Source organism: Bradyrhizobium sp. UFLA03-84, assembly GCF_002289535.1.
Lineage (GTDB): Bacteria > Pseudomonadota > Alphaproteobacteria > Rhizobiales > Xanthobacteraceae > Bradyrhizobium > Bradyrhizobium viridifuturi.
The window spans coordinates 54,181-65,913 of the sequence record NZ_NSJY01000014.1 but is presented as its reverse complement, the minus strand read 5'-3'; the positions used below and the strand labels follow the sequence as shown (position 1 = coordinate 65,913).

Genomic DNA, 11,733 nt, shown 5'->3' with positions numbered 1-11,733 from the left:
GCGTCCCGCGATGGAATCATTCTCTGCTTTGCAATTTATGCAGCAATTCGCTGCTGAGGCAGGCACCCCAGCGCATGGGTGCATCCCGCAGCAATGTTCTCGCGACGACGTGATCGCGAAAGCGCCGGCATCAGCTCCGGCACGTCCGCGTTACGGCTCGGAATTCTACTGGGAGGCCTTCGGGCGCTTCTTCAATTGGGCCCGTTTCGGCAGCAACGCCGGCCAGCGCACGATATGATCCTCGAGATCAGCGTCGTTGACATCGATCTCGGTGCCCTCCACCCGGCCGCGCACCGAGACCCCGGCTTCGTGAACGGTGTTGGGATCGCCCGAAATCAGGGGATGCCACCAATAGAGGTCGCGCCCCTCGGCCACGAGGCGGTAGCCGCAGCTCGGCGGCAGCCAGTTCAGGGTGCGGACATTTTCGGGCGTGAGGCGGACGCAATCCGGAACCTGCTCGGAGCGGTTCGAATAGTCCTTGCAGGCGCACAGGCCGGCATCGAGCAGCTTGCAGGAGATATGGGTGAAGTAGATCTTCCCGGTGTCCTCGTCCTCGAGCTTTTCCAGGCAGCAGCGTGCGCAGCCGTCACACAGGCTCTCCCATTCGGCGTTGGACATCTCCTCCAACGTCTTGGTTTTCCAGAAGAATTCCTCCTGGCCCGACGTGCGCTTGGGCGGTGCGGTCATGCTGTCCCTGATATGGCAATAGAGCCCTTCTTGGGACGCCGGCGCGGCCGGCGCAAGTGGGTGGTATTGCGGGGTCGAAAAAGCCGGTGGGCAGCGTTAGGGCTTTCATTAAATTCACCAGCCGCGCCATTGGTTTATGGCAGCCGCTCGGATAGAACGTGGAACGAGTCCCCAACGACGCAAAAGCGCCTTGGGATTGCCGCAACATCGAAGCAAGACGCTGGCCTGTGCCCGTTTGGGCGCCCGCAGTGCTGTCAAACTGATCAAGGGTCCGGTCCTTTCAGATCATGCCGTCGCATTGGAAACAGAAGGTCCGGAACTTCTTCCTGGACCTCGATGCGCGTATCGACTCGACGCTGTTCTCGTCGGGCAAGGGCCTGCGCGAGCTCTACGAGCGCTATTCCACGTTCATGGACCGCTTCTACGTCGGCCGCTGGAAGCGCTGGGTGTTCATCGAGCCGCTATCGGAGGCCGCGACGATCGGGCTCGGCGGCATGATCCTGATGCTGACGCTCGCGATCCCGGCCTTCCGCGAGACCGCCGACGAGGACTGGCTGAAGAAGTCCGACCTTGCGGTCACCTTCCTCGACCGCTACGGCAACCCGATCGGCAGCCGCGGCATCAAGCATAATGACTCGATCCCGCTGGAAGACTTTCCGGACAATCTGATCAAGGCGACGCTCGCGACCGAAGACCGCCGCTTCTACGACCATTTCGGCATCGACGTGCCCGGCCTCGCCCGTGCGCTCGTCACCAATGCGCAGGCCGGCGGCGTGCGCCAGGGCGGTTCGTCGATCACCCAGCAGCTCGCCAAGAACCTGTTCCTGAACAACGAGCGCACCATCGAGCGCAAGGTGAAGGAAGCCTTCCTCGCGATCTGGCTCGAGACGCGGCTCACGAAGAACGAGATCCTCAAGCTCTATCTCGACCGCGCCTATATGGGCGGCGGCACGTTCGGCGTCGACGGCGCCGCGCACTTCTATTTCAACAAGTCGGTGCGCGACGTGAACCTCGCGGAAGCCGCGATGCTCGCCGGCCTGTTCAAGGCGCCGACCAAATACGCCCCGCACATCAACCTGCCCGCGGCGCGCGCCCGCGCCAACGTCGTGCTCGACAACCTCGTCGATGCCGGCTTCATGACCGAGGGTCAGGTGTTCGGCGCCCGCCGCAATCCGGCGGTCGCGGTCGACCGGCGCGACGAAAACTCGCCGAACTATTATCTCGACTACGCCTTTGACGAGATGCGCAAGCTGGTCGACACCTTCCCGAAATCCTACACCGAGCGCGTCTTCGTGGTCCGCACCGCGATCGACATGAATGTGCAGAAGGCGGCCGAGGAAGCGATCGAGAACCAGCTCCGCCAGTTCGGCCGCGACTATCACGCGACGCAGGCCGCGACCGTGGTGTCCGATCTCGACGGCGGCATCCGGGCCATGGTCGGCGGCCGCGACTATGGCGCGAGCCAATTCAACCGCGCCACCGACGCCTACCGGCAGCCGGGCTCGTCGTTCAAGCCTTACGTCTACACCACGGCGCTGCTGAACGGCTTCACGCCGAACTCGAAGATCGTCGACGGCCCGGTCTGTATCGGCAATTGGTGCCCGCAGAATTATGGCCACTCCTATTCGGGTCAGGTGACGCTGACCCAGGCCATCACCCGTTCGATCAACGTGGTGCCGGTGAAGCTCTCGATCATGCTCGGCGGCAAGGAAGGCCCGAAGGCCGGCCGCGCCAAGATCGTCGAGGTGGCGCGCCGCTTCGGCCTCAAGGCGCCGCTGCCGGATACGCCGTCGCTGCCGATCGGCTCCGACGAAGTCACGGTGCTGGAGCACGCGGTGGCCTATGCGACCTTCCCGAACCGCGGCAAGGCGGTGACGCCGCATTCGGTGCTCGAGGTGCGCACCGGCGCCGGCGACCTCGTCTGGCGCTGGGACCGCGACGGGCCGAAGCCGCGGCAGGCCATCCCGCCGAATATCGCCGCCGACATGGCCGGTATGATGAGCCACGTGGTCAGCGAAGGCACCGCGCGCCGCGCCGCGCTCGACGGCATTCCGACTGCGGGCAAGACCGGCACCACCAATGCCTATCGCGACGCCTGGTTCGTCGGCTACACCGGCAATTTCACCTGCGCGGTGTGGTACGGCAATGACGACTATTCGCCGACCAACCGCATGACCGGCGGCTCGCTGCCGGCGCAGACCTGGCACGACATCATGGTCGCCGCGCATCAGGGCGTGGAAGTGCGCGAGCTCAACGGCGTCGGCATGGGCCAGAAGCTGCCGCCGCAGCCGGCGCAGGCCAATGCCCAGGCCAACGCCGCGCCGCGCGTGCTGGAAACCAAGCCGGGTCCGCCGCCGGTGCTGACCAAGCGCGGCGCCGATATCCTGGTCCGCGTCGAGAAGCTACTCGACGACGCCGCCAAGACGACCGGCAAGACCACGCTTAACGAGCCCGCGAAGACCGGCAAGCCGGAGTCCTCGAGCGCGCTGGCGTTCCCCGAAAACTACGTTGCCGCGGCCGGACCGGACGGCGCGCCCCCTTCCGTGCCACGCAAGAACTGACGTGCGGCTGCTCCTCACCACCCTGCTGGCACTCGTCATCGCCACCGCCGTCGGCCTCGGGCTGACCTACGCGACGGCGACGCGCGGCACCGACCTCGGCACGCTGAAGATCGGCGCCTGGACCGCGCGGCCGAAGAACGGCACCTCCGACGTCGACCCCTATTCGCGCGCCACCATCGCGCGCAGCGGCGAGCTGCCGATCGGCACCGGCGACGGCATCGCGTTCTCGGCAACATCAGACGACAAGAACAAGCCGCTCGACGGCCGCTGCGACATCGTCGTCAGCGGCGTGACGCCGGCGGCGCGGTTCTGGACGCTGACGCTGTTCGACCGCAAGGGCCACCTGGTCGCGAATTCGCTGCAGCGCTACGGCTTCACCAGCCAGGAGATCATGCGCGCCTCCGACGGCACGTTCGAGATCCACATTGCCTCGCGCTCACGCGCCGGCAACTGGCTGCCGACCGGCGGCATCGAGCGCTACGCGCTGATGCTGCGGCTCTACGACACGCCGGTCGGGGTCGCGACCCGCACTCAGCGCGACGCGCCGATGCCCTCGATCGCAACGACGGGCTGCCCATGATCCGCGTGCTGTTCACCATCCTCGCAGGCGTGCTGCTCGGCGGCGTGGTGCATCTCGTCAGCGTGCTGGCGCTGCCACGCATCGCCTCGCAGGACGCCTATTCGCGGCTGACGCCGATGACCAAGCTCAACGAGGTGACGCAGCTGCCGCTGGCCGACCCGAGCCACTCGCCGATGCCGCTGATGGATCCGGCCTTCGCGGTGGCGATCTGCCGCTACGATCTCTCGACCGGGCCGCTCAAGCTCACCGTGCCGGTCAGCCAGGCCTACACGTCGGTGTCGTTCTACACCCGCAACGAGGTCGCCTATTACGCGATCAACGACCGCTCCGCCGGCAAGAAGGTGATCGAGCTCGACCTGATGACGGAAGCGCAGCACAACGAGCTGCCGGAGGACGAGGAAATCACCGCCGCCGACCGGCTGATCATCGACTCGCCGACCTCGACCGGCCTGATCCTGCTGAAGGCACTGGCGCCCGAGCCCGGCCTGATGCCACAGGCGCAGGCCTCGCTCGCGGCGTCATCCTGCAAGGTGCAGGCCGAGCCGGTCGCGGCCAAGCAGGAAGCCCCGCCGCCGCTCCCCGCGCCGGCTCCGCCGCCCGCGGCACGCAAGCGCTAGCCGGTAACCGTCACAGTTTCGGGATAGCGCCGAGCAGCGCGACGACATCCCGCTGGCTATGTGTTCCCGTCTTGGCAAACACCGCTTTGACCTGGTTGCGGATCGTTTCGCGGCTTAGCCCGTGAAGCGCCGCGATATCACCGATCGTCTGTCCCTGCACGATGCCGCGGGCAACACGCGCTTCGCTGGGAGAGAGATCGAAGAGTCCGCGAATGAGCGCAAGGCTCGGGGCCTGAGGTGCCGTGACCGGGGTCACGATCAGGATGCCCACCGCCCCATCGAAAACATCGCGCGCTTCGCCGGGCATCGACACCAGATGAACAACCACGCGGTCCTGATTGTCTGCGCGGCACGCTGCAAAGGAATGCACGGCCTTCTCAAGCGGCGACCCCAGCTGGGACAAACCGGCACGCAGGAGGGTGTCAGCCGCGGCGTCCCTCATCGCGATACGGTCGCCGGGGAGCCAGCGCAAGACGTCCGTCATCCCTTCGATCAAGGCGTTCGCCACCAGAACACGTCCGGATCGTTCAATCGCCAACGCCGGCAGATCGACGAGCGCCAGAGCCTCGGTCGCCGCCTGCATCCGCGCCAGACGCCAGCGCGTCGCCAGCAGGCTCGCCCGCGCGAGATGGGGCCGAAACCGGTCGAGAAAATCGAGATCCTGCCGCGAAAAAGCCGGCTGGCCTGCGAGTCTTTCCATATGAAACACGACGAGCTCGCCGGAGGGACTATGGACGGCCGTCGCGCAGGCGTGCTCGAAACCCCACTTCTTGTTCCACTCCGTCCGATACGGATCGCGTTCCCATTCCTCCAGCGTGAAGACGTCTTGTTCGCTGACGAAACCAGGGTGATCCCGTGCCAGCAGTCTCGGAGTCGTCTCAGTACGACTGGCAATGCCCTCGCTGATGAAGGCCGAGAATGCCTCTTCGATCGATGGTGACGTCACCACGCCATTCCAGACACCGCTCCACCGATCGGTGCCCGAGCTGATCATCACCATGCCATGGGCGCCGCCGGCATGCGCGATGTCTTCGAGAACGTCCGGCCACAGGTCTGGAACGACAGCAGCCTCATGGATCCGGTCCACAATGCGCTCGAAGTCAATGTCCGTCATTGCCACCCCTACCTGCTCCAAGACAATCGACGTCAAACAAGGAGCCGGCGCAACTCCGCCCAAATACTGGCATCTCCATCGCTCGAATTTCAATTGGCAAGGTGGATGCAACGATCGCGCCAGGATCGCAGCAAACTCTACGACGAAGGTCGAATGCGGACCGCGCGGTCAAATCAGAGAGCGAGCGCGTGCCGGCCGCAACGGCAGGTCTCGTAGTCGACGGGATCGTGGCTGTTGACGATCGTGACATCGGAGCCATGCGCGGCCTTCAGCTGGCGCAGCCGCTCCTGGTTCTGGATGCGCGTCGCGCGATCCATGTCGGCCCGGCGCTGGAACAGGCCGAGCACCAGCGGGATCCGCGGCCTGGCGTCGAGCTGTGCATGGTGGAAATAGGCATCGCCGGCGTGCAGCAGCCATCTATCCTTGTCGCGCACCGCGATGCCGCAATGGCCGAGCGTGTGGCCCGGTAGCGGGATCATCAGGATGTCCGGCTCGCGGTCGCCGAGCGCCCGCACACCCCTGAAGCCGAACCAGTCCTCGCCGCCGGCGCCATAGAACGCCCAGTCCGGCCCGTGCTTCCACTGCGCCGTGATGTAGCGTCCTTCCGGCGGCGTCACCTGATGCGTCACCGCCATGTCGTACTCCCTGCGATGGACGTGCACCTTGGCCTTCGGAAAGTCCGGCACGCCGCCGGCATGGTCGCGATCGAGATGCGTCAGCAGCACGTGACGCACGTCGTCGGGCGAGAAGCCGAGTGCCGTCACCTGGCGGACCGCGGTCTCGGCCGGATCGAGCCGCGGCGTGGTCTGCCGCACCCATTTGCGCCCGAGCCGCGGCGGGTCTGCGATGTCGCCAAGCCCGATGCCGGTATCGACCAGCACCAGGCCGTCATTGCTCTCGACCAGCAGGCAGTGACAGACCATCCGCGCCCGCTGGAAGATGCTGCCGCTGCCGTTCACGAGCCGCCTTCCGATCGGGCACATCGTGCCGGTGTTGAGATGATGAATGCGCATGACAAATCCTCCGCTGTGCCAGGCGCAGACTTGCCACTCGCATTTCCATAGGTAAAATATTGTCTTTCTATCGATACGATAGGACATTCCTATGGATATCCGCGAACTCCGCTATTTCGCCGCGGTCTACCGCGAGCGCAATCTGACCGCTGCGGCAAAGCGCTGCTTCATCTCGCAGCCATCGATCTCCGCGGCGATCACCAATCTCGAGGCGGAGCTCGGCACCACGCTGTTCATCCGGCACAAGAAGGGCATGGCGCCGACGGAATCAGCCGCGCAGTTCCACGGCATCGCCCGCAAGATCATCGATGAGGCGGACGCGGCGCGAAACCTGTTTCGCAAGCCGGCGACGAAGCAGGCGCTGACGCTCGGTCTGTTGCGGACGCTCGATCAGGCTCGGACCATCGCCCTGCTCAAGCCGCTGACCGGCAACGCCGATCTCGCGCTTCGGCTGGTCGGCGCCGGCCAAAAGGCCGACGCGCGGATCGTCGCGAGAACCATGATCGCGCCCGGTGAGCACTTCATCCCGCTGTGGAGCGAGCGCTATGTCGCGGCACTGCCGCCGTCGCATCCCCTGACCCTCAAGGAGACGCTGCGGACCAGCGACTTCGCCGGCGTTCCGATGATCGATCGTTGCCACTGCGAGCAGCAGGAGTTCTTCAAGCGCACCGCACCGCCGCGCAAGCCGGTGGCGATCGCGGAATCGGAGGAGTGGGCGATGGCGCTGGTCGCGGCCGGGGTCGGCGTCGCGATCGTCCCCGAAGGCGTGGCACGCGGCAATCCGGACGTCGCGGTGCGCGCGATCGATGTCGACGTCACGCGCCAGGTCGGCCTCGCCTACCCCTCGGCCCATCCGTCCTCTGATGCGCTGAAGGCGTTCATTGCGAGCCTGCCACGGCAGGCGAGCAGTCGCCGCACCAGTTCCAGGAAGATGAAGCGGGCTAGCCCTTCGTCACCACGGCCTGGCCCGTGACCGGTCCCGAGACCAGCGGCGCATTGGCGGTGAGCCGGGCGAGTTCGTTGATCTGGCGTTCGGCATCAGCAGCCATGCCGTCGGGCGCCTGGATCACCAGCCGCTCCAGCGCCCAGCGATAGGACGAGATCCGCCGCTCGAGGGCCTGCTGGACCCACTGCACGATCAGCGTGTTCTCTTCCATCCGCGCCACCGCATCGGCCCGCTCGCGCGGCGACACGTCCGCGATCATGTTGAGGCTGGCACTGCGCTTGCGGTCGAGCTCGATCACCTGGATCGCCGTCGCGAAGAACGGCTCGAACCGGGTGATATCGTCGCGGACCTGGTCGATCAGCAGCGAATAGCGCGAGGCGAACGAGCGATGCGGCTCGTCGATCAGGTTGCGGCCGTACGCGGTACGATCGAACACCGCCTTCTGCCGCCACGGCGAAGGCAGCGGCTGGTAGTCGCCGAACACGCTCTTCCACGCCGGACGCGACAGCGGCGGCTCGACGAATTGATAGGCGAGATCGCGCAGCTGGCGTTCGTGTTCGGTAAGCTGAAACTGCGAGGCGTTTTTGCCGATGCTGCCGGTCGCCTCGGCGCCCATCCAGCGATGCATGTCGTCGTTGCGGAAATCGGCGCGGGTGCGGCCGAAATCGCCGCCGCTGCAGCCCGCGAGCGCCGAGCCCGCGACCAGCAGGATCAGCGTCGGGAATGACCGCCAAGCGGCGGTCCGCTGCGCAGGCGCGGGCATTGCACGCTATCCGCGATCAGGAGCGCCGTCGGCGACGGCGGCCCTGCGCAGTGCCCTGCTCCGGTCCGCGACCACCGCCGGTCTCCTCCGTCGTTCGTTCGATCCGCACGACGGGAAGGATCAGCACGGTCCCCATGCCTTCGCCGGCAGCACCGGCCGTGCTCGGCCGCCGCGCAGCCGCATCCGCCGGAAACTCAACGATGGTGCCCATCTTCCGTTCTCTCTGGCCCCGCACGGACATGATTTGCCCCGCGCTCACCGAGTTAAGAACGGGCATGGTTAATGACATCTTAAACTGCCGATACGGACGGTTACGGATATGGCGCTGTGCCTTAATAGACACGCGCATATTCAAGTGTTCGGCTTCACGGCTTGTTTTCCTTAACTGCGTCTTAAAACTGCCTGCGTAGGCTCGCTGCCACAGGGTTTTCAAACCGAATCTTACTGGCAAGTCGCGTACGCCGAGATGAGCGCAGCTCCGCTATTTCCTGGTTTCGATGGGCTGATGACGCTCTCCCGCCGCGAGGGTGTCGACATCCGTCCCACTTTGCTGCGTGTCCTGACCGACCTCTATGTGCAGGCCAGCGCACACTCCGCCGATGAAGAGCGCCAGTTCGTCGAGCTGACGTCGCGGCTGATCGATGAGGTCGACGACGCGACCCGCGCCGCCGTCCGTGCGCGGCTTGCGATCTATCCGGCAACGCCCGCCGGGATCATGGACAAGCTCGGGCTGCGACGCACCGGGCCGGACCAGCCGGTGCCGGCGGCCGCGCCGATTGCCGCGCCCGCAGCGTCAACGCCGCCGGCCAGGATTCCGACCGAGGCCGAGCAACGAATGGCCGCGAGCCTCGCGATGCGGCCGAACGATGCCGCCGAACTCTCCGACATGTTCTTTGCCGCCGGCGTAAGGGAGCGCGCGCAGATCCTGCACAATCTGCAGGCGACGCCGCTGAAGGCCGCGGCACGAATTCCGGCGGCACGCGCCGCACGCGCGATCCATATCCTGGAGATGGCGGCGTTTGCCGAGGACCTCGACAACTTCACGCTCGAACTCGGTGAAGCGCTGATCCTGCCGTCGCGGATCGCCGCCGACGTCGTCAACGATCCCGGCGGCGAGCCGCTCGCCTGCGCGATGCGGGCGCTCGACGTATCGAGCGCAGCGTTCCAGCGGATCCTGATGTTCCTCAATCCGGAAGCCGGCTCGTCGGTCAACTATGTCTACCGGCTGTCGCGGCTCTACGATCGCCTCGGCGAGCGCTCGGCGCTGGTGATGCTGGCGGCCTGGCGCGGCTCGACCATGGCGGTGGCTCGCAACAAGTATCGCTCGGCGCTCTATGATGACGAGCGACATCGCGTGCGCACGGCATCGTCGCCGACGCGACCGGCGGTGCAGCCCGGCAGCGCGCCCGCTATACGCAATCAGAAGTCTGGAAGCTAAGGCTCGGCCAACTTAGCTTTGTTCGGAGCATGGACTTGTTCACGCGGCAAGCTTGTCGCGGTGCCGCCGCCACCCGTTGATTAACTCAGGCTGGCGAACGCAGCCGGCGTGAACTCGGCGATCTCGCGACCTTGCCGTACTTTCTCAAGCCAGGCGGCATCCTGCAGCAACGCGCGTCCGACCGCGACCAGGTCGAACTCGCCGCGTTCCAGCCGCCTCAGCAGCCCGTCCAGCGGCGTGGATTGGGCGCTCTCGCCCGCAAGAGACGCGTACACGTCACCGGACAGGCCAACGGCGCCAACGGTTATCGCGGTGACTCCCGTAAGCTTCTTCGCCCAGCCCGCAAGGTTCAGCTCCCGATCGATTTCGGGGAAAGCGGGCAGCCAGAACTTCGGCTGCGAGAGGTGGAAGGCATCCGCTCCAGCGTCGACAAGGACGGAAAGCCACTGTTCCAGCGCCTTCGGCGTCGCGGCCAATTGTGAACTGAAGTCTTTCGGCTTCCATTGCGAGAGGCGGAGAATCACCGGGAAGCCCGAGGCCACCACCGACCGGATTGCGTTCAGAATCTCGACCACGAAGCGAGAACGCTCGATGAGCGTCGAGCCACCGTATTCGTCGTCGCGCAAGTTGAGATGGTCGTAAAAGAACTGATTGATGAGATAGCCGTGCGCCCCCATCAGCTCTATGCCGTCGAAGCCGAGCCGCTCGGCATCCATTGCCGCCTTCGCGAACGCGTCGATGATGTCGGCCACGTCGGCCTCGCTCATCGGTCGATTGACGCGCTCGCCTGTCACTGAAAGCCCCGAGGGACTTTCATAGGGCGCAGGGGGTGTCCAGTCGGGCACCGCGCTCGAGACCTTATGCCCCACATGAACCAGTTGCGGCACGATGCGCCCACCAGCCGCGTGAACCTCGTCTACCACTTTCTGCCAGCCAGCCAGCGCTGCCTCGCCGTGGAAGTGGGGCATATCGGGCTCGTTGAGTGCAGCCGGACGACCGACCCCTGTTGCCTCCGTGATGATGAGACCGACGCCGTTCTCTGCGCGGCGCCGATAATAGCCGGCGACCTCGGCGGTGGGTACGCCGCCGGGAGACCTGGACCGCGTCATCGGAGCCATCACGACGCGGTTTGGCAGATTGAGAGCGTTCAGGCGGTAGGATCTGAACAGGACGTCAAGGCTGGACATGGGATGTTTCCGGGGCGCGAGAGACAATCGACCAGAGTGCACTGATGCAAGCCGTCATCAGGCGTTCGCTCGCCTGATCGTCTGAGATACGCCGGCCGACTCACGCGGATGCGCTCACCGGCTCGGCCCTGGCAGCGTACCTAGGGTCGCAGATTGCTGAACGGGACTGCGCTTTGCTCGACAACGGCTGTGCATCGGTGCACCGCACCGATCGACCGCAGCTTCGTTTGGCCACGTCGCGCGATCCCAAAGGACTCGACGAGATCTGGTCCGATCATGAGGTCGTTGGATGTCGGGATTTGCGCCGCCGCCGTGGAGCAAGCGGCCATCAAATGCGCCTTGCTTCCCCGGCAGCCGAGGCTGCGCCTAGGCCTTCGCCAGATCGAGGAAGTGCCGCCCGGCGCGGTCTTCAGTCTCGACGATCCAGGCGTCGGGATCGAAGCGGAGCTCCTTGGTCAACCGCTCCTCGACCGTCGGCTCGGATACTGGCTGCGGCGCGGTCGCTACGAACAAGCGCTCGACCGGACGGCTGTCGTCATAGACCGTCTGCGGCGCCGGCGCATACAGCATCGCGTTGCCGTCCATCAGCGCCACCTTGACGAACACGGCGCCGGCTTCCTCGGCGCCCTTCTTGCGGACCGCGCCGAACACGCCTTCGGTCTGGCAGCGGCGCAGATACGCCGCCACCCATATGCTGGTTTTCAATCGCATGCGCCGACCTATAGGCCAGCGGCGCGGCCACGTCCAATTGTCACAGATGATGTCACGGAGCGGCGGGTTGACCGATACAATGCTCGCCCATATCCTTGCATCTGCGGTGCAAGCCG

At 65.6% G+C, this 11,733-nt stretch carries 12 protein-coding genes; 5 read left to right on the top strand and 7 right to left on the bottom strand.

The features are described 5' to 3' along the window. Positions 1 to 165 precede the first annotated feature (165 nt). A complete protein-coding gene (locus CK489_RS22040) occupies positions 166 to 687 on the bottom strand; it encodes a YcgN family cysteine cluster protein (protein ID WP_095733784.1) in 522 nt (173 codons plus the stop codon). A 287-nt stretch (positions 688 to 974) separates the two neighbouring features. On the opposite strand from CK489_RS22040, the gene CK489_RS22035 reads away from it, so the two are divergent. Genes CK489_RS22035 through CK489_RS22025 form a run of 3 tightly spaced genes read left to right on the top strand, consistent with a single transcriptional unit; the run spans position 975 to position 4,445 of the window. Continuing rightward, complete coding sequence (locus CK489_RS22035; protein ID WP_095733783.1) at positions 975 to 3,248, top strand: transglycosylase domain-containing protein; 2,274 nt, start codon at positions 975 to 977, stop codon at positions 3,246 to 3,248. A gap of 1 nt (position 3,249) precedes the next feature. Further along, a complete protein-coding gene (locus CK489_RS22030; protein WP_029082050.1) occupies positions 3,250 to 3,828 on the top strand; it encodes a DUF1214 domain-containing protein in 579 nt (192 codons plus the stop codon). Then, complete coding sequence (locus CK489_RS22025) at positions 3,825 to 4,445, top strand: DUF1254 domain-containing protein (protein ID WP_050626276.1); 621 nt, start codon at positions 3,825 to 3,827, stop codon at positions 4,443 to 4,445. Before CK489_RS22030 ends, CK489_RS22025 begins: the two co-directional genes overlap by 4 nt. A gap of 10 nt (positions 4,446 to 4,455) precedes the next feature. Here CK489_RS22025 and CK489_RS22020 read toward each other — a convergent pair whose 3' ends face one another. Both CK489_RS22020 and CK489_RS22015 read right to left on the bottom strand, forming a co-directional pair. Beyond that, positions 4,456 to 5,559 carry a helix-turn-helix transcriptional regulator gene (locus tag CK489_RS22020; protein WP_095733782.1) on the bottom strand — a complete coding sequence of 368 codons (1,104 nt, stop codon included), beginning with the start codon at positions 5,557 to 5,559 and terminating at the stop codon, positions 4,456 to 4,458. Between the two features lie 173 nt (positions 5,560 to 5,732). Next, positions 5,733 to 6,572, bottom strand: coding sequence for an MBL fold metallo-hydrolase (locus tag CK489_RS22015; RefSeq protein ID WP_095733781.1), 840 nt, complete (start codon positions 6,570 to 6,572; stop codon positions 5,733 to 5,735). A gap of 91 nt (positions 6,573 to 6,663) precedes the next feature. Between CK489_RS22015 and CK489_RS22010 the strand changes: the two genes are divergently transcribed. Continuing rightward, positions 6,664 to 7,545, top strand: coding sequence for a LysR family transcriptional regulator (locus CK489_RS22010; RefSeq protein ID WP_095733780.1), 882 nt, complete (start codon positions 6,664 to 6,666; stop codon positions 7,543 to 7,545). On the opposite strand, the gene CK489_RS22005 is transcribed toward CK489_RS22010, so the two are convergent. Beyond that, positions 7,514 to 8,281, bottom strand: a complete 768-nt coding sequence (locus CK489_RS22005; protein WP_050626272.1) for a hypothetical protein — start codon at positions 8,279 to 8,281, stop codon at positions 7,514 to 7,516. The genes CK489_RS22010 and CK489_RS22005 overlap by 32 nt on opposite strands. Before the next feature lie 16 nt (positions 8,282 to 8,297). Continuing rightward, complete coding sequence (locus CK489_RS22000) at positions 8,298 to 8,492, bottom strand: hypothetical protein (protein WP_050626271.1); 195 nt, start codon at positions 8,490 to 8,492, stop codon at positions 8,298 to 8,300. A 294-nt stretch (positions 8,493 to 8,786) separates the two neighbouring features. Here CK489_RS22000 and CK489_RS21995 point away from each other — a divergent pair, with 294 nt between their 5' ends. Further along, positions 8,787 to 9,719 (top strand): DUF2336 domain-containing protein, encoded by a 933-nt coding sequence (locus tag CK489_RS21995; protein ID WP_094193669.1) that lies wholly within the window; start codon positions 8,787 to 8,789, stop codon positions 9,717 to 9,719. A gap of 80 nt (positions 9,720 to 9,799) precedes the next feature. On the opposite strand, the gene CK489_RS21990 is transcribed toward CK489_RS21995, so the two are convergent. Together CK489_RS21990 and CK489_RS21985 are read right to left on the bottom strand one after the other, a co-directional pair. Continuing rightward, on the bottom strand, positions 9,800 to 10,906 hold the full coding sequence (locus CK489_RS21990; protein ID WP_095733779.1) for an NADH:flavin oxidoreductase: 1,107 nt from the start codon (positions 10,904 to 10,906) through the stop codon (positions 9,800 to 9,802). A 366-nt stretch (positions 10,907 to 11,272) separates the two neighbouring features. Next, on the bottom strand, positions 11,273 to 11,617 hold the full coding sequence (locus tag CK489_RS21985) for a DUF1491 family protein (RefSeq protein ID WP_095733778.1): 345 nt from the start codon (positions 11,615 to 11,617) through the stop codon (positions 11,273 to 11,275). Positions 11,618 to 11,733 lie beyond the last annotated feature (116 nt).